Here is a 17,198-nt window from a genome sequence, read left to right as displayed (position 1 = left end):
GGGACGGCCCGCGCTCGCGCCCTCGACCCCCGCGATGCAAGGAGGCCTGGGGCCATGGCCACCTCCGTTCAGCCACCGGCCGGTGACCCGGTTTCACCGGCCGGCGCGAAGGGCGCACCCGCCTTCGACCCGGCGGTCCTGCGCCGCGACTTTCCCATCCTGCAGAGGACCGTGCACGGGCGCCCGCTGGCCTACCTGGACAGCGCCGCCACCTCCCAGAAGCCCGCCGCGGTCATCGACGCCCTGGCCGCGTTCTACCGCGAAAGCAACGCCAACGTCCACCGGGGCATCCACACCCTGGCCGAGGAGGCGACGGCGGCATACGAGGGAGCCCGGGCCCGTACCGCCGCCTTCCTGGGTGCCTGCGAGGACGAAATCGTCTTCACCCGCGGCACCACGGAAGCCCTCAACATGGTCGCCTGGGGCTGGGCCTTCCATCACCTGCGGCCCGGGGATACCATCCTGGTCACCCTGATGGAGCACCACAGCAACCTGGTGCCGTGGCAGCAGGTGGCGGCCCGGGGAGGATTCCAGCTGCGGGCCGTGCCGCTGACGCCCGACGGGCGGCTGGACAGGGAAGCCTTCACCCGTCTCCTGGAGGCCCACCGCCCCCGGGTGGTGGCCCTGGCCCACATGTCCAACGTCCTGGGCACCATCAATCCCGTTCCGGAGCTGGCCCGGCAAGCCCGCGCCGCCGGCGCGGTGGTGGTGGTGGATGGGGCCCAGAGCGTCCCCCACCTGCCCGTGGACGTGGGTTCCCTGGGGGCCGACTTCCTGGCCTTTTCCGCCCACAAGATGCTGGGCCCCACCGGCTTGGGCGTGCTCTACGGCCGCCGGGAGCGGCTGGCCGAGATGGAACCCCTGCTGGGCGGGGGCGGGATGATCCGGCGGGTGGAGGTGGACCGGTCCACCTGGGCCGATCCGCCCCAGCGTTTCGAGGCAGGGACGCCCCCCATCGCCGAGGCGGCGGCCTTCACCGCGGCCCTGGACTACCTGCAGCGGCTGGGTCTGGAGGCGGTGGCCGCCCACGAGCGCGAGCTGGTGCGCTACGCCTGGGAGCGGCTGCAACAGGTGCCGGGCCTGATCCTCTATGGCCCGGGCCCCGAACACCGGGGCGGTGTGATCAGCTTCACCCTGGAGGGAGTCCACCCCCACGACCTGGCCCAGGTGCTGGACGGCGAGGGCGTGGCCATCCGGGCCGGCCACCACTGCACCCAGCCCCTGCATCGCCACCTGGGCGTGGTCGCCACCGCCCGGGCCAGCTTCTACATCTATAATGACCGGGACGACGTGGACCGGCTGGTTGACGGTATCGAAAAGGCCCGGCGCCTGCTGACCGGCCCCTGAACGCCTGAAGAAGGCGCCCGGGCGCCGCCCCCCAGCCAGGAGTCCGGGACGGCTGCCCGGCGGAGCACGGGGACGGCCTGTTGGGGAGGCATCATCCGTGGGCAGCGATTTCTACCGGGAAAACATCCTGGACCACTACCGCAACCCGCGCAACCGCGGCCACCTGGAGGGAGCCCAGATCCGGCACGAGGATCTGAACCCCCTCTGCGGCGACCAGGTGCGCTTTGAGGTACGGCTGGATCCCCAGGGGAGGGTGGAAGCAGCCGCCTTTGACGGCCGCGGCTGCGCCATCAGCCAGGCGTCGGCTTCCATGCTGACCGAAGCGGTCCAGGGCAAGACCCTGGAGGAGATCAAGGCCATGGACAAGGACGACGTCCTGGCCCTCCTGGGCATTCCCTTGAGCCCGGTGCGGCTCAAGTGCGCCCTGCTGGCTCTGAAGGTCCTGCAGGCCGGCATCTACCGGTATGAGGCGGAACAAGCCGGGGGCCCGGCTTGACCTCAGGCCTGGCCCCCCTTCTGGTCTCCGGGGGGACCCGCGCCCCGCCCTTCGGAGGGACGAGCGCCCTGGCCTTCGGCCGGCGCACTGGCAACCCGCGCGGCCGTCTCGACAAAGATGGTCTCGCCCATGGTCAGGGCGTACACATAGGCCAGCTGGGCCAGCAGCTGGTCGGCCGTAAAGCCGCAGAGCTCCACCAGCCGCCGGATGTCGTCCCACGTGTACGGCGCGCCGGCGGGGGGAAGGCGCCCCGCCGCCATGGCCTCCTGGACCCGCTGGTAAAGGGCTTCCGAGTGGGGCGGGTCCCGCCGCACGGCCTCCGGGACCCACCAGCCCGCCTCCAAATACTGCCGGGGCTGGGTGAGCCCCAGCGCCGTGAGCAGCTCGACCAGCCGCTCGAAGGTCCAGCCCTTCCGCGCCGCCTCCGGAAGGCGGTTCAGCAGCTCCTCCGCCCGCCGGCTTTTGGTCCAGGCCAGGAAGGAGTCCCGCCCGGTCCAGGCGCCAGGCCCCGGAACCGCTGGCGGCTGGCCGCGTTCGTCCACCTGCAGCTCCCCCTTTTGCCATGTCGGCGATCCCACGGCGGTCACCCGTGCACCGGCCCGCGCCGGCCGGCGATCCCGCCCGGTAAGGTGCGGCCGCCGGGACGCGGCCTGGAGCGCCGGGTGTGCGGCGAGCCGGGGGCCGGCTGCCGCCATCCACGGGCGCCGGGCCGGCCGCTACCCCAGGGGTGCCTAGCGGGCCGTGGGTGCCGGCTGGCCGGCCAGCCGGGCGTAGCGGCCGGCGAAGAACAGCAGCGGATCGCCACCCTGGACTTCGGCGTGGTCCACCTCGGCCAGGAAGATGGTGTGGTCGCCACCGGGCAAGCGCTCCACGATGCGGCAATCGAGGTAGGCCAGGGCGCCTTCCAGGCGGGGCGCCCGGGGCGCTTCCTTCAGAAATCGATAGGGCGGTTCCTGGTCGGTCTGGCGCGCAAAGTACCGGGCCAGGGGCTCCTGTTCGGCGGACAGGACGTTGATCCCGTACCGTCCCGCCTGCTCCAGCACGCCGTGCATGACCCGGTCCCGTCCCACGCACACCAGGACCAGGGGCGGCTCCAGGGACACCGACGTCACCGCATTGGCCGTCATGGCGTGAACGGCCCCCTGCACCTCGGCGGTGATCAGGGTGACCCCCGTGGCAAACTGCCCCATGGCCTGGCGCAGCAACTGGGGAACGATCGGCATCTGGCGCCCTCCTTCCGCGGGGCAACCCGCGGTGGGCGGCCGTCTCCGGTCGCAGGGCGCGCCCCCGCGGCACCGCGCCGGCAAGGTGCCGGCCGGACTGCCACCGGGGGCGGGTCCTGCGACCGCCGCCGGCACGCCGGCGGGCTGCAACCCGCTCTTCATCATATCCGAAGGGCGGGGTAGGCGGCAAAAACCGGTGGCTGCCGGGAGGTGGCGGCTCGAGCCCCGGCGCCGCCGGGCAGGCCCAGCGCCCTCAGGGCCGCGCCCACGCCTGGGTAGGCGGTGCTCCGGGCCTGCCGCAAGCTTGCGCCCGACGGCAGCATCTGCCGGGGCAAGTGTCTGCCTGCAGCGGCCGGTCCGACGCCGGGCACTCCGGCCACCTGCGCTGCCGGAGCGCCACCGGCGCGGGCTACCGGGTGTTGCCAGGCATCTTGATATAAAATGTTGGCGGAAGGCAGGTGAGGAAATATGTCCTCCCAGCGTGTGGTCATCGTCGGCTCCGGCCCCGCCGGCCTGACGGCGGCGATCTACGCCGCCCGGGCCAACCTGGATACGACCGTCGTGGCGGGGTGGGAAGCCGGCGGCCAGCTGATGCTCACCACCGAGGTGGAGAACTTCCCAGGCTTTCCCGAGGGGATCCTGGGGCCCGACCTGATGGCCCGCATGCGCCAGCAAGCCGAGCGGGCCGGGGCCCGGTTCGTCGACGGTGATGTGACCGGCGTGGATTTCAGCCGCCGGCCCTTCCGCCTTCAGGTCGGTTCCACGGAGCTGGAGGCCGACGCCGTGATCCTGGCCACGGGCGCCTCGGCCAAGTGGCTGGGCCTGCCCAGCGAGAAGCGGCTCATGGGCCGCGGCGTCTCCAGCTGCGCCACCTGTGACGGGGCCTTCTTCCGGGATCAGGACGTGGTGGTGGTGGGCGGCGGCGACACCGCCATGGAAGAGGCCCTCTACCTGGCCCGCATCTGCCGCTCGGTGACGGTGGTCCACCGCCGCGACCGGCTGCGCGCCAGCAAGATCATGCAGGAGCGGGCCATGGCCAACGACAAGATCCGCTTCGTCTGGGATTCGGTGGTCGAGGACATCCTGGGCGAAGAGAAGGTCGAAGGCGTGCGCGTTCGCAACGTGAAGACCGGACAGACCAGCGAGATCCCGTGCGCTGCCGTCTTCGTGGCCATCGGCCACAAGCCCAACACCGACTTCCTGCGGGGCCATCTGGACCTGGACGAACGCGGCTACGTCATCGCCGACGGCCCGCGCACCAGCATCCCGGGCGTCTTCGTGGCGGGGGATGTGCGCGACCACCGCTACCGCCAGGCGGTGACGGCGGCGGCGGAGGGGTGCAAGGCCGCCATGGAGGCCGCCTGGTTCCTGGAAGGGACCAGTGACGTGGTGCCGCCCGCCGGCGCGGTGCCGGCCGCCCAGGGCCAGGATGCGGCATCCACCGGCGGCCGCTAGGCTGGCGGTTCCGGGTGTCCCGTGCGGGCCCGTCGCCGGACCCGGGCGACCGAACCGGGAGCCGGTCCGGCTGCCGCGCGATGAGGGCACATGAATCCAGGCGTGGGATCCATGCCGGGTTATCCGGAGGCCGGTGGCCGGCACTAGGCATTCCCAGGGGAGCGGGCCGCCTGCGCCGCACACGCTAGCGACGGGGGTGGTCCCATGCGCCTGAGCATGCGCACCCGGGCCAAGACCCGAATCCCCAACTGGGTGATCTCGGCGGTGGGTGCCGCAGCGGCCATGCTGGTTGCCCGTCTGATCCGCCGCTAGCGCGCGCTCGCGCGCCTCGCGTAACAAGAGCCGTCTCCCGGGGCCGGTCGCCGCGCGGCGGCCGGCCCCGGGCGTCGTTGTGGCTGGTCGCGCTGGCGGTTGGCCGGGCCCCCGGGCCTTTGGCCGGCCTCGGGTGTTTTGCCTCCGCGCCGCTGCCCAGGCGGCCCATCCTGCTGGCCAGCCGCACTCCCAACGGAACCTTCTCCCGCCACCTCTCACCGGCCGCCTCCTTGTCCGGCCTCCGCTTGCCCCCGGCATCTCAGCCAGCCTTCGTTCACCAGCGCTCCGGATGCCCTCTCCGGCGGCACGGGGGAGATTCCCCAGCCAGGCACCCTTTCTTCTGCACAACGGGACGGGGGCCGGTTCCCCCTCTGCGCCGGGCACCCGCCCGGGCCGGCGGCCGCGCCCCTTTAGAGGCCACCTACCCATGGGCCACCTACCGCGCCGGCGCGCGTCATAAACCTGGACCAGGCGCCGGGAACAAGGATGCCGTCCTGCCGGACGGACTCTGCTCAGGAGAAGCACCTGGCCCGGGCGGCAGCGGCCCGCCGCATGGCCGGAAGCGCCCCCGGAAGCGCCGCCTCGCCATGCGCCGGAGAAGGTGGAACCGTTGGGCACACCCTTTTGGATCGGCGTCGTCCTTCACCTGGGCGGCCTTGCGGCAGGCCTGACGCTGATGACCTGGGGCCTGCGGCAGGCCGCGGGCCACCGGCTGGATGACGCGGTACAGCGCCTGCAGGATGCCGGCCCCTGGCAGGGGCTGATGGCCGGCCTAGCCGTCACCGCCCTGTTGCAGTCATCCAGCACCTTCAGCCTGCTCTTGTTAGCAGCGGCCGCAGCGGGCTGGGTGCGGCGGCCGGCGGGCCGCGCCGCCCTGGTGGGGGCCAATCTGGGGACCACCCTCACCGCCCACCTCACGGCCGCGCCCCACCTGGGCCTGGCCACCCTGCTGGCCGGCGGCGGGCTGGTGGCCGCGGTCCTGGGCTGGCGCCGGCCGTCGCTGCGGGCTGCGGGCCTGGCCGCCCTGGGCCTGGGGGCCGCCCTGGCCGCGCTGGACGGTCTGGGCCGCGTCCTGGCGACCCTGGCCGGTCCAGCCGGCACCGCCTCGGGTCCGGCCGGCCCGGCGGGGAGCCTGGTACCGGCCTGGCTGGCCTGGGTCCAGCAGCCCTGGGCCGGATTCGCCGCCGGCCTCGTCCTCTCCGGCGTGGCCCTGTCCAGCAGCGCGGTGCTGGCCGTGCTGCAACGTGCCGTCTCCGCCGGGTTCCTCCGGATGGAACAGGCCCTGCCGGTGGTCTACGGCGCCAACGTGGGGACGACCAGCGACGTCTTGCTGGCGGGCCTGCTGTTGCGGGGGTCGGCCCTGGACCTGGCCCTGTTCCACCTGGGGATGAACCTGCTGAACGCGCTGGCGGCAGTTCCCCTGGGGCCCCTGCTGGCCGCCGTGGCGCGCGGGCTGTCCCCCGACCCTGCTCGCCAGGTGGCCTGGGCCCACACGCTCTTCAACGTGCTGGGAGCTGTGCTGATCTGGCCCTGGGTGGGGGACGAAAAAAGGCGGGCACCAAGCGGCGGCCCGCCTCCAGCGTGACGGCGTGGCTGGTTCGTTCTCCAGAGCGTTCGGCGGCATGGGCACCGCGCATGGGCGAATCCCGCGCCACCCCACAGGCGACGGGGGATGAAGTCTGGCCTGTGCCAGGTCTCTCCGGCGCGAGGGCGAGGCGCCCCTCTCGGGCCGCGGGGGCTGCCGGCGCTTTCGTTTTCAGGCTCAGGAGCCGCCCATAGCGGCCATGATCTTGGTGACCAGATCCGGCTCACCGAAGATGGTGACCAGCGCCAGGCCCACGACGAACACCACCGTGGCCACGACCCGGTTGGGCACTCGCAGGCTCGAAAGGCTGCCCTGAATCAGGCCGGCAAGGCCAACGATGGTGAGGCCGCCGCCCACCAGGGCGAGGACCAGCTTGAGCAGCAGGGTTCCAAGCTCTCCGTCCATGCCATCTCCACCTCCCACCCTTCCGATGGTAACAGGCGCAGCGCCCCGCGACCAGCCAGGCGATGGCACCGCCAGCCGGGCCGTGGACACCGCTACGCCAGACCAGCCCCCTGGCCCCTGGCTCGCCCCTGAGCTCGGCCCTGGGCTCGCCCCAGCCGTTCCATCTGGCGGATCGGAAAGAGATTAGAAAAACGGCCCGCGGGGCCGGGTCAACGGCGCGGGCCGGTGGCGACAACGACCGCTGCTCATGGCGGGAGACCGGATTGTCCGGCCTGTGCCGGGGGTGGGTCTCGAACCCACACGGGCTTGCGCCCAGCGGATTTTAAGTCCGCCTCGTCTGCCGATTCCGACACCCCGGCCGGAGAGGCGCAGCGCCGGGGGGCGCCGCGCCCTTAATTCTAGTGCGCCGCTGCAGGCTCGTCCACCAGCTGGATGACCGTCTCACCCGGCTGAACCAGCCCCAGGCGGCGCCGGGCCGTCTCGTCCACGTAGGCTGGATCCTGGACCCGCCGGCGGGCCGCCTCCAGTTCGGCCGCGCGGTCGCGCAGGGCCTGGACCTGCCGGTCCAGAGCGCGCAGGTCCTGGCGCGCCTGCCAGAGGGCCCACTGCTGAAGGATCAGCCCCGAGAGCAGGTAGGCGGCCACCACCGCTGCGGCCAGCCGCCCCAAGCGAAGCCGGAGACGCCGCCGTACGGGGCGGCTCCCCGGCTCGGGCACCGGCGCCCCACGCCCACCGGCCCCGGGCGGCCAACCCGGACCGGCTGCCTGCCCAGGACCGCGGTGGAACCCGGCAACGGCGCGCCCCGCACGGGCACCACGGCCTCCCGGTACCGGCCGCAGGGGCGTGACGGAAGCCCCCGCGGCGCGGTGCGCCACCGCCCGGCTCTGCGGGGCGCCCCGGCCGGTGATCCGAGCCCGGCTCGGAGGGTTGGGCGAGCTGGGCCCGGCGTCAGCCAGGACGCCACCGTCCGGCACGGCACCGGGACCGCATCCGTCACGCTCCGCCCGGGACGCTTCCCCGGCGCTGGGAGCCCCGCCGTCACCCTCCCGGCCCATCCACCCCGGCTCCCCCAGGCGCATCCAGCGAGTCCCCACGGGACGAACCGGCATCCCTGCCCAACCTCCCTGCGTCACCCTGGCCTGTGACCCTGGCACGGTACCCTCAAGTCCCTGTCCGGGGACGGCCCGGGGGCAGGCTCGCCAGATCCACGGCCCCTTGCCGTCTCTGGCCGGCCCTTGCTGCCCCTCGGTGCCCCGGTGGTGCTGGCAAGCTGCGGTCAGGCGCCCTTTAGCGGACCTCTTCGCCGCCGCCTTCACCGTCCAGGGCTTCCTCGTCGCCCTCACCGAACAGCCGCAGCGGGTCGCCGTCGACGACGATGACCACCTCGTAGCCCTTGCTGCGCGCCCGGTTGTAGAGGGTGGCCACGGTGCCGGGCGCCAGCCCCAGGCGGCGGGCGATGAGCTCGGTGCTGTAGCCCGTCTCCTTCAGGACGACCACCTGGCGCTCACGAAAGCTCAGGCGCTCGGCCCCGCGAATCTCGATGCGCATGGCCGGCTGGCGACCCCCGACGTCAGCCCTCAGGCGAGGTTATCCACAAATTACACACATACTGTGGACAAACTTTATACAGCAGGTACCGGGTACGGTTCGCCGGGGGAAGGGGGATTCCTGCCGGTCCCCCACGTTGGATCCGCCGCCGGCCGTCACCCCGCCGGGGGCGGGGGCGGCGCGCCCTGCTGAGGCCCGATCAAGGCGGCCAGGACAGCCCGCAGCCGGTTCCACTGCCCGGACAGCCGGCGGCCGGCCGCCGCCCGGTACCGGCGCCAGGGATCCAGAAGGTGGCGTCGCAGGGCGGCCCGGCAGGGGTCGATGACGTGCCTTTGCACCGGAATGAAGACGGGTGCCAGCAGCCAGCCCAGGGGGATGGTCACCGGCTTGAGCACCCAGCGCACCAGGGCCAGCAGGCTGCGCACCACCCAGCAGCAGCCCCGCCAGAGGGCGCCGGCGGCACGCCGGTTCCACCGGATGAACCGGAGGGTGCCCTGGCCGGTGGCCCGGTAGGTAGCTGCCAGGGCGGGATATAGGAAGGGTGAGCCCAGCCCGGCGTAAACCCCCAGGCCCAGGGCCAGGCCCAGGAAGGTGAAGGTGCGCACCTGGCCCCAGTTGCCCCATCCCCAGGCCAGAAGCACCAGAGGCAGGGCCAGCGCCCAGAAGGCCCCGTCCAGCAGGGCGTCCAGCCAGGGGCGGCGGGGCGCCCGGCCGCCGCCCAGGACGGCACGCAGGGCGCGGCAGGCATCAAAGAGAAAGCCCAGGGTGAGGCCCAGGGCCACGTTGACGGCAAGCATGTACAACTGCACGGTCAGGGGGAACATCGGCCGCCCGCCTCCGGTTCCTGCCGGTGTGGGCCTGCGGGCCCCTTCACTTCAGCAGACGCTCCAGCAGGTTGCGGCGGTCGCGGCGGCGCTGGGTGGAGTCATCGTAGGCCAGCAGTGAAACCCGGCCCGTCATGCGCAGCCGCCCCTCCTCCAGGTTGAGCTCGTGGATGTGCAGCCCCTCGCCCCGGATGGTCAGGCGGCCCATCACCGTTTCCAGCACCACCGTGTGGTCGTCGAAGTTCTCCACCCGCTGGACGCCGTCCAGCTCCAGCCGTTCCCGCCCGGCCAGCGTCAGGGTGTGGCGCCCCCGGTTGCCCGGCGCAGCCTGGCCCTCGGCCACGGCCCGGACCTCCTTCCCTACCGCCCTGGCAGGGGGCCTGCCAGGCCCCCGATCCATGGATGTGGCTGGTGCCCTCGCTCATGGATATGCCCGGGGGAAGGGGCTATGTACCGGGCCGGTGTCCCGGCCGTGCCCGGCCCCGACCGCGGGTTGCCGGCGGGGAGCCGCGGCCACCGGCGCCGCCACGGGAATCCGGCCGGTCAACCGCGCTGCCACCCGCCGCTGGCCACAGAAAGCACAAGGACCGGCACCCGTGGCGGGGATGCCCGGCGCGGGCCGCTCCCTCCAGGGCGGCCGGCCCTGGAAAGCAAAAAGGACCGGCACCGGGTGTCGCCGGTGCCGGTCCTTCTGTGCCCCGCAGGACCCCGCAGGGTCACCCTTGCCGGAGCGGGGCCGGTCTCACTTCACCATGTCCCGCAGCTGCTTGCCGGGCTTGAAGGCCGGCACCTTGGCCGCGGGGATGGTCAGGGTCTGCCCCGTCCGCGGATTGCGGCCCGTGCGGGCCTGGCGCGTGCGCACCTCGAAGGTGCCGAAGCCGACCAGGGAGACCTTGTCGCCCCGGGCCAGCGCCTCGCTGATGGACTCCACGAAGGCGTTGACCGCCCGCTCGCTGTCCTTCTTGTTCAAGCCGGTCTTTTCGGCGATGGCGTTCACCAGCTCAGGCTTGTTCACCCACGTTTCCCTCCCCTCGCCTCGCGTCAAATTCCGCTCTTGTGTTCTGCGGACGAGCCCTGAATCCTCCCGCGTTCCCGGTCTTTGGCCGCTTCCCAGAGATGGTCCAGCTCTTCGGGGGACATGTCCTCCAGGCGGCGGCCCTGGTGGGCGGCCTGTTCTTCCATCAGGCGGACCCGCCGGCGGAACTTGCGGACGGCCCCCAGCAGGGCCGCCTCCGCGTAGACGCCCCAGTGGCGGCCTGCGTTGACCAGGATGAACAGGACGTCGCCCAGTTCCTCCTCGATGCGCTGCGGGTCGCCGTGGGCGACGGCTTCGTCCAGTTCGGCCAGCTCCTCGTCCAGCTTGGCCCGCGGCCCCTGGGGATCGGGCCAGTCCAGGCCGGAGCGGGCCGCCCGCTCCTGGATCCGGTAGGCCTGGACCAGGGCGCTGGGCGGCCAGGTCTCCGCGTCCGCCTCGCCGCCCGTCGCCGCCCGGGCGCCGGGATGGGGCCGGGCATCCGGCAGCAGGCCGGGCGCACCCTGGTCTCCCGTTTCTTCCCGGGCCCGGCCGGCCGCCGCGCTGTCCCCAGCCGGCCCACCCGGGCCGGCCCCATACCGGTCGCCGGCACCCCCATGCTCGCCACCCGCGCCACCGGTCCCGGCCCTTCCCGCCGCAGGCGGGGTCACCGCTGGCGGGGGTGGCGCCGGGGTCTGGCCGTCCCCGGGGGCCGGCTCGTCCCCCGCCCCGGGGAGCCCGGGCCGGCCGCCGGCTTCCGCCGCCTTGATGGCGGCCCACAGGCGCTGCACGTCGGCAGCACTACGGGCCTCCATCTGGCCGAAGACATGGGGATGGCGGCGGATCAGCTTGTCCGCCAGCCGCTGACAGACATCCGCCACGTCGAAGTGACCCGCTTCGGCGGCAATCTGGGCATGGAGCAGCACCTGGAGGAGAAGGTCGCCCAGTTCTTCGGCCAGGTGCTGAGGATCTCCGCGGTCAATGGCTTCCACCACTTCGTACGCCTCTTCCAGGGCGAAGCGGCGCAGGGAGCGGTGGGTCTGGGCGCGGTCCCAGGGGCAGCCGCCCGGTTCCCTCAGGCGGCGGACCAGTTCCACCAGCCTGGCGAATCCGTAGGGGTCCTGCCCGCTGCGATCCACAAGGGTGTCCGTCACGATAAACCCCCCGGCCGGGGGTTGGACATGGGCACCGCCTAGTCCTCCATCTGCTTGCGCAGCACCGCCGCCGCCGTCTCGGCCAGCTTGAGCTCCAGGTCCCCCATCTGGGTGCCGGGCTCCTTGGAGGCCAGAATCACCGCCCCGATGACGTCGCCCGTGGCCAGGATGGGCGCGATCACGTAGGCTGAGAACCGCTCGTCGGTCTCGTCGTCGGCCAGGAGGGTGCCGGCGCCGGGGTTCTGGGCCGGGCGGTTGCGGAGGACGGGCTGTCGCTGGGCCATGGCCTCCTCCACGGCGCCCCCGATGCGCTTCTCCATGAACTCTTTCCGGGGCGCACCGGCCACGGCGATGATGGCATCCCGGTCGGCCACCAGGGCGATGTGGTGGACGGCCTCGTGGAGGGAATCGGCCAACTCCTTGGCAAAATCACCCAATTCGCCAATAGGCGAGTACTTTTTCAGGATCACTTCGCCGTCGCGATCCACGAAGATCTCCAGCGGGTCGCCCTCGCGGATGCGCAGGGTGCGCCGGATCTCCTTGGGGATCACGACCCGGCCCAGGTCATCGATGCGGCGCACGATGCCCGTCGCCTTCATCCGTCACCCCTCCTCGCCTGGTTCCTCGCGGTGGTGGCGGTCCGTTTCCGGGTTCCGGCCTGGTGTCCCGTCCCGGCCCGGCGCGCTCGCCGGGGGCGGGCGGGTGATCCTTCCGGAATAGCTTTTCGCACGCAGGGGTCCCTTCTCGAGGGACAGCCACCGCGAAGACAGTGTGCCGCCAAAAATTTTCCGTTATTCTGCCACCGGCTCGTCCACCGGCTGCTCTCCGGCGGGAAGGGGTGTGTGGCGGGCCAGCTCGCGCAGAAAGCGGCGCAGGGCGGTGAGGACCTCGCGCTCGCCCAGGCCGTCGGTGCGGAAGAACGCCGCCGCCCGGCCCCGCACCAGCTGCAGCCGCCGGCCCAGCTGCGGGCGCAGCGCCTCGCACGCCTGGGTCAGGGCCCCGGCCTGGGGAGCGACGGCTTCCATGTCGATCCGGGTGCCCTGCTGTTCGATGCGGAAGACGCCGCAGCGGGCCGCCAGCTGCCGCACCTCGGCCAGGGCCAGCAGGTTCCGTACCGGTTCCGGCGGCGGGCCGTAGCGGTCCTGCAGCGCCTCCCGCACCTCGGCCAGGTCGGCCGGCGTCTCCGCCAGGTTGACCTTCTTGTAGAACTCGATCTTCTGGCGGGCGTCGCGGATGTAGGTGTCGGGGATGTGGGCGTCGACCACCAGGTCGATCACCGGTTTCAGCCGCGCGGGCCGCTGCCGGCCGCGCAGCTCGTTGACGGCCTCTTCCAGCAGCTGGGTGTACAGGTCGAAGCCCACCGACAGCATGAAGCCGTGCTGCTCGGCGCCCAGCAGGTTGCCGGCGCCGCGGATCTCCAGGTCCCGCAGGGCCAGCTTGAACCCCGCCCCCAGCTCGGTGAAGTCCTTGATCGCCTGCAGGCGCTTCTGGGCGTCTTCCGTCAGCACCTTGTCGCGGCGGTAGGTGAAGTAGGCGTAGGCCACCCGGTCGGATCGCCCCACCCGGCCGCGCAGCTGGTAGAGCTGGGCCAGGCCCATCCGGTCGGCGTCCTCCACGATCAGGGTGTTGACGTTGGGGATGTCCAGGCCCGACTCGATGATGGTGGTGCACACCAGCACATCGGCCTTGCCCTCCATGAAGTCGACCATGACCCGTTCCAGCTCGCCCTCGGCCATCTGGCCATGGGCCACGGCGAAGCGGGCCTCGGGCAACAGGCGCTCCAGCCGCCGCCGGACGGCGTGGATGCTCTGGACGCGGTTGTGCACGTAGAACACCTGTCCACCGCGGCGCAGCTCCCGCTGGATGGCGTCCCGCACCAGCGACTCGTGCCACTCCACCACAAAGGTCTGGACCGGGAAGCGGTTCTCCGGTGGCGTGTCGATGCGGCTCAGGTCCCGGATTCCCGCCAGGGCCATGTGCAGGGTGCGGGGGATGGGCGTGGCCGACAGGGTCAGCACGTCCACGTTCTGCTTCAGCTGCTTGAGCCGCTCCTTGTGAGCCACGCCGAAGCGGTGTTCCTCGTCGATGATCACGAGACCCAGGTCCTTGAAGCGCACGTCGGGCTGGACCAGCCGGTGGGTGCCGATGACGATGTCCACCGTGCCCTGGGCCAGGCCCGTCAGGATCTCCGCCTGCTCAGCCGGCGAGGCAAAGCGGCTCAGGGTGCGGATGGTGACGGGAAAGGGCGCGAAGCGCTCCTTGAACGTCCGCTCGTGCTGGTACGCCAGCACGGTGGTGGGCACCAGCACCGCCACCTGCTTGCCGTCCTGGACCGCTTTGAAGGCCGCCCGCATGGCCACCTCGGTCTTGCCGAAGCCCACGTCGCCCACCAGCAACCGGTCCATAGGGACCGGCCGCTCCATGTCGGCCTTGATGGCGGCGATGGCCTCCAGCTGGTCCGGCGTCTCCTGGTAGGGAAAGGCGTCTTCAAACTGGCGCTGCCAGGGGGTGTCGGGGCTGAAGGCGTGACCGCGGACCGACTGGCGGGCGGCGTACAAGGCCAGCAGCTCCCCGGCCATCTCCCGCACCGATTCCTTGACGCGCTGCTTGACCTTGTTCCACTCGCCGGAACCCAGCCGGGCCAGCCGCGGCTGGTGACCCTCGGCGCCCACGTACTTCTGCACCAGCTCGATCTGGTCGGTGGGCACGTAGAGCCGGTCGCCGCCGGCGTACTGCAGGGTCAGGTAGTCGCGGTGCACGCCCTGGATCTCCATGGTGCGCAGGCCGAGGAACCGGCCGATGCCGTGGTGGACGTGGACCACGTAATCGCCGGGCTTGAGGTCCACCAGCCGTTCCAGGGCCTGGGCTTCTGCCCGGTCGGCGGCCACGGTGGGGCTGCGCCGCCGGGCCACCCGGCGGCCCAATACCTCCCGCTCCGTCAGGACGACCCAGCGCAGGGCGGGCACCTCAAAGCCTTCGCTCAGGCCGGCCGGAGCCACCAGCACTTCCCCGGGGGCGGGCAGGGTCAGGCGCTCCACCTGGCGAGCCGCCACGTCGGCGTCGAGCAGGGCCTGGCGCAACCGGCCGGCCCGGTCGCCGTCGCCGGCCACCAGCAGCACCCGGTATTGCTGGCGCTGCCAGGTGCGCACCTCTTCCTCGAACAGGTCCCACTGCCCGTGGAACATCGGGGCAGGCCGCGCCGTCACGGGATACACCTGCCGCGGCTCCGGCCCCTGGCCCGGCGTCCGGGCCAGCACCGACAGGTACAGCACGGGCCGGGAAGCCAGGGCGCCCCAGAGGGCCGGTTCGTCCAGGTAGAGCGCGGCCTGGGCAGGCAGGATCTCGCCCCGGGCGAGAAGGTCGGCCTGGCGCTCCTGCCACTGGCGCTCCCGATCGGCCACCGCCTCCTCCAGGGACCGGGGCTCCACCCAGACAGCCATGGCGGGCCCCGGGGCATAGTCCAGCAGGGTGGCCATATCCGGCTCGAAGAAGGGCAGGTAGTGCTCCGCCAGCTCGATGGAGCGCTCGGCCTCCAGCCGAACCAGGTCCTGCTCCAGCCGGTCCAGCAGCTGGCGGGCGGCACCACCCCTGCGGTGGCGCGTCTGGTCCCGCAGGGAGTCCAGCTCGGAGGCCAGGGCAGCGAGTCCCCGCCGCCAGGCAGCCTCGTCCAGCACCAGTTCCCGGGCGGGAACCAGGCGCACCCGCTCCAGGGCGCCCGTCGACCGCTGGGTACCGGGGTCGAACCGGCGCAGGGAGTCGATCTCGTCGCCAAAGAACTCGATGCGTACGGGCTCACCGGCCGGTGGGTAGACGTCCACGATCCCGCCGCGAACGGCCAGCTCGCCGGGACGGTCGACCTGCTCGGCCCGCTGGTACCCGGCGGCGACCAGGCGGGCCAGGAGGTCATCCCGGTCCAGGGCCTGTCCCGGTTCCAGGTCGACCAGCCCCGCCGCCCAGCGCTCCGGATGGGGCAGGCGGCGGGCAACGGCGGCCACCGGGGCCACCACCAGGCAGGGGCCCTGGCGCAGCCGGGCGAGCGCCTCCAGACGCAGGGCCAGAAGCTCGGGGCTGGCGGCCAGCACCTCGAAGGGCAGGACTTCAATGGCGGGGAAGACCACCACCCGCTCCGCAGGCACCCAGGCGCGCAGGTCGGCAGCCAGGGCGTCGGCCGCCCCCTGCTCGGCGGTAAGGATGAACAAGGTCCGGCCCGTGGCGGCCGCCAGGGCAGCCAGCAGGCTGGCCGCGGCCGGCCCGCCCAGGCCGTACACCGCCTGGGCGGGCAGTTCCTGGCGCACCCCTCCGGCCAGGGAGGGGAACTCCGGCAGCTGCTGCCACAGGCGCAGCAGGTCTTCCGTCAGGTCCTGGGCTGGCAGGGTGGTCATTCTTCCCTTTCGCCTCCACCGCCGGCGCCGGCACCCTGGGTCCCTGAGGGCCAGGGAGTGGGCCCGTTGTAACGGGACATCGCCCGTTCCAGGCCGGTCGCCAGCACCGCCAGGACGGCCTCCGCTGCCCGCTGGACCGCCGCGGTCATCAGAGGTCGCTCCTCCGGAGCGAAGGGAGCCAGCACATAGTCCGCGGCATCCACGCCCGCCGGCGGGCGTCCGATGCCCACCCGCAGGCGCGGGAAATCGTCCTGGCCCAGGCTGGCGATGATGGAAGCGACCCCGCGGTGGCCGCCGGCGCTGCCCCGCGGGCGCAAGCGCAGGTGGCCGGGCGGCAGGTCCAGGTCGTCGTAGATCACCAGGACCTCCCCCGGCGGGACGCGCAGGTTGCGGCAGGCCTGAGCCACGGCCTCGCCGCTAAGGTTCATGTAGGTCTGGGGTTTGAGCAACACCACGGGCTGGCCGCGCCACGTCCCCTCCGCCCAGAGGGAGCGGAAGCCCCGGCGCCAGCCGGCCGTGCGCAGCCGCCGGGCCAGGGCATCGACCACGGCAAAGCCCACGTTGTGCCGGGTTCCCTCGTACTCGGGACCCGGGTTGCCAAGCCCGACGATGATCCGGGGCACAGGCCCCGCCTCCGTCCTCGCCGGCGGGGGCGAGGGCGCCGGGCCGGTGGGGTGGGCGAGCGGCTCGCCCGGTTCGACCCGGCGGGCCGCCGCCCCCTGCCGCGAGGCCGGCTCCCGGGGTCCGCGTACCGGGCCACCGCGTCACCCCCTGGCCCCGCCCCCGGCCACCGCCCCCGGCGTCACACCTCGCCCTTCTCGCCCTTCTCTTCCGTGGCTGCACCCGCAGCGACCTCAGCAGCCGGCTGCTCTTCCTCCTCCGCACCCAGGTCCTTCGGCGGCAGCAGCACCGCCACGATCTCGTCCGGATCGTTCAGCACCCGGACCTGGGCCGGCACCTCCAGGTCACGCACCCGCAGTTCCTCGCCCACCGGCAGCCGGGCCACGTCCCCCTCCACGGCCGCCGGCATGTGGCGCGGCAGGCATTCGATCTCCAGCTCGGCCAGCTGGTGCTGCAGGATGCCCCGCTTCTCGGCTTCCTCCACACCCCGCAGGACGATGGGCACCTGGGCTCGGACGGGTTCGTCCTCCCGCACTTCGAAGAGGTCCACGTGGAGCAGGTCGCCCCGGGCGGGGTGATACTGCAGCTCCTTCACCATGGCGCTGAGGGAGCGGGTCGTCCCGTCCTGCACCAGTTCGACGGTCAGGATACCCCGCGCCCGGCCCGACGCCAGCAAGCGGTGGAACTCCCGGGCATCGAGGCGCACGGGAAAGTTGCCGCTGGGTCCGTACAGAACCGCCGGGAGACCGCCCTCGCGGCGTACCCGCCGCGGGTGGCCCGGCTCCCGGGGAACCGCACGCAAAACGGCCTGCACCAGGACATCCCTCCCGACTC

Annotated in this window: 17 protein-coding genes and 1 tRNA gene; 4 read left to right on the top strand and 14 right to left on the bottom strand. The window is 72.7% G+C overall.

Annotated elements, in window-relative coordinates:
* The first annotated feature begins 54 nt into the window (after positions 1 to 54).
* Both DYI95_RS00365 and sufU read left to right on the top strand, forming a co-directional pair.
* On the top strand, positions 55 to 1,347 hold the full coding sequence (locus DYI95_RS00365) for a SufS family cysteine desulfurase (protein ID WP_116899593.1): 1,293 nt from the start codon (positions 55 to 57) through the stop codon (positions 1,345 to 1,347).
* 97 nt (positions 1,348 to 1,444) lie between these two features.
* Positions 1,445 to 1,843 (top strand): Fe-S cluster assembly sulfur transfer protein SufU, encoded by a 399-nt coding sequence (gene sufU, locus DYI95_RS00360; RefSeq protein ID WP_116899594.1) that lies wholly within the window; start codon positions 1,445 to 1,447, stop codon positions 1,841 to 1,843.
* 2 nt (positions 1,844 to 1,845) lie between these two features.
* Here the strand turns inward: sufU and DYI95_RS00355 are convergent, their stop codons facing one another.
* Together DYI95_RS00355 and DYI95_RS00350 are read right to left on the bottom strand one after the other, a co-directional pair.
* Positions 1,846 to 2,385 (bottom strand): hypothetical protein, encoded by a 540-nt coding sequence (locus DYI95_RS00355; protein WP_116899595.1) that lies wholly within the window; start codon positions 2,383 to 2,385, stop codon positions 1,846 to 1,848.
* A 189-nt stretch (positions 2,386 to 2,574) separates the two neighbouring features.
* Complete coding sequence (locus DYI95_RS00350; RefSeq protein ID WP_116899596.1) at positions 2,575 to 3,066, bottom strand: flavin reductase family protein; 492 nt, start codon at positions 3,064 to 3,066, stop codon at positions 2,575 to 2,577.
* A 468-nt stretch (positions 3,067 to 3,534) separates the two neighbouring features.
* On the opposite strand from DYI95_RS00350, the gene trxB reads away from it, so the two are divergent.
* Positions 3,535 to 4,521, top strand: coding sequence for a thioredoxin-disulfide reductase (gene trxB, locus DYI95_RS00345; protein ID WP_116899597.1), 987 nt, complete (start codon positions 3,535 to 3,537; stop codon positions 4,519 to 4,521).
* 922 nt (positions 4,522 to 5,443) lie between these two features.
* Positions 5,444 to 6,418 (top strand): Na/Pi symporter, encoded by a 975-nt coding sequence (locus tag DYI95_RS00340; RefSeq protein ID WP_116899598.1) that lies wholly within the window; start codon positions 5,444 to 5,446, stop codon positions 6,416 to 6,418.
* 177 nt (positions 6,419 to 6,595) lie between these two features.
* On the opposite strand, the gene DYI95_RS00335 is transcribed toward DYI95_RS00340, so the two are convergent.
* From DYI95_RS00335 to DYI95_RS00280, 12 genes are all read right to left on the bottom strand, one after another.
* On the bottom strand, positions 6,596 to 6,823 hold the full coding sequence (locus DYI95_RS00335; RefSeq protein WP_116899599.1) for an ABC transporter permease: 228 nt from the start codon (positions 6,821 to 6,823) through the stop codon (positions 6,596 to 6,598).
* A 275-nt stretch (positions 6,824 to 7,098) separates the two neighbouring features.
* Positions 7,099 to 7,182: transfer RNA gene (locus DYI95_RS00330), tRNA-Leu, on the bottom strand.
* A 39-nt stretch (positions 7,183 to 7,221) separates the two neighbouring features.
* Positions 7,222 to 7,539 carry a septum formation initiator family protein gene (locus DYI95_RS00325; protein ID WP_158555999.1) on the bottom strand — a complete coding sequence of 106 codons (318 nt, stop codon included), beginning with the start codon at positions 7,537 to 7,539 and terminating at the stop codon, positions 7,222 to 7,224.
* A gap of 571 nt (positions 7,540 to 8,110) precedes the next feature.
* Complete coding sequence (locus tag DYI95_RS00320) at positions 8,111 to 8,371, bottom strand: sigma factor-like helix-turn-helix DNA-binding protein (protein ID WP_116899601.1); 261 nt, start codon at positions 8,369 to 8,371, stop codon at positions 8,111 to 8,113.
* A 155-nt stretch (positions 8,372 to 8,526) separates the two neighbouring features.
* Positions 8,527 to 9,195 carry a spore cortex biosynthesis protein YabQ gene (yabQ, locus tag DYI95_RS00315; protein ID WP_116899602.1) on the bottom strand — a complete coding sequence of 223 codons (669 nt, stop codon included), beginning with the start codon at positions 9,193 to 9,195 and terminating at the stop codon, positions 8,527 to 8,529.
* Between the two features lie 46 nt (positions 9,196 to 9,241).
* Positions 9,242 to 9,538 (bottom strand): sporulation protein YabP, encoded by a 297-nt coding sequence (yabP, locus tag DYI95_RS00310; RefSeq protein ID WP_006902695.1) that lies wholly within the window; start codon positions 9,536 to 9,538, stop codon positions 9,242 to 9,244.
* Between the two features lie 399 nt (positions 9,539 to 9,937).
* The gene (locus tag DYI95_RS00305; protein WP_006902696.1) at positions 9,938 to 10,210 is read right to left on the bottom strand and encodes an HU family DNA-binding protein; all 273 of its coding nucleotides are present in this window, start codon (positions 10,208 to 10,210) and stop codon (positions 9,938 to 9,940) included.
* Between the two features lie 26 nt (positions 10,211 to 10,236).
* A complete protein-coding gene (locus tag DYI95_RS12870; protein ID WP_116899603.1) occupies positions 10,237 to 11,361 on the bottom strand; it encodes a YabN family protein in 1,125 nt (374 codons plus the stop codon).
* 38 nt (positions 11,362 to 11,399) lie between these two features.
* A complete protein-coding gene (gene spoVT / locus DYI95_RS00295) occupies positions 11,400 to 11,960 on the bottom strand; it encodes a stage V sporulation protein T (RefSeq protein WP_006902698.1) in 561 nt (186 codons plus the stop codon).
* 192 nt (positions 11,961 to 12,152) lie between these two features.
* A complete protein-coding gene (gene mfd, locus DYI95_RS00290; RefSeq protein WP_116899604.1) occupies positions 12,153 to 15,743 on the bottom strand; it encodes a transcription-repair coupling factor in 3,591 nt (1,196 codons plus the stop codon).
* On the bottom strand, positions 15,740 to 16,366 hold the full coding sequence (gene pth, locus DYI95_RS00285; protein ID WP_116899605.1) for an aminoacyl-tRNA hydrolase: 627 nt from the start codon (positions 16,364 to 16,366) through the stop codon (positions 15,740 to 15,742). The genes mfd and pth overlap by 4 nt, the downstream gene beginning before the upstream one ends.
* Positions 16,367 to 16,545: 179 nt before the next feature.
* Positions 16,546 to 17,178: a 50S ribosomal protein L25 gene (locus DYI95_RS00280; protein WP_116899606.1), complete on the bottom strand. Its 633-nt coding sequence runs from the start codon at positions 17,176 to 17,178 to the stop codon at positions 16,546 to 16,548.
* Between the last annotated feature and the right edge of the window lie 20 nt (positions 17,179 to 17,198).

The sequence above is a fragment of the Thermaerobacter sp. PB12/4term genome, assembly GCF_003403315.2.
Taxonomy (GTDB): domain Bacteria; phylum Bacillota; class Sulfobacillia; order Thermaerobacterales; family Thermaerobacteraceae; genus Thermaerobacter.
Note: the sequence above shows the minus strand (reverse complement) of the source record. Positions and strands in the feature narration are given on the sequence as shown.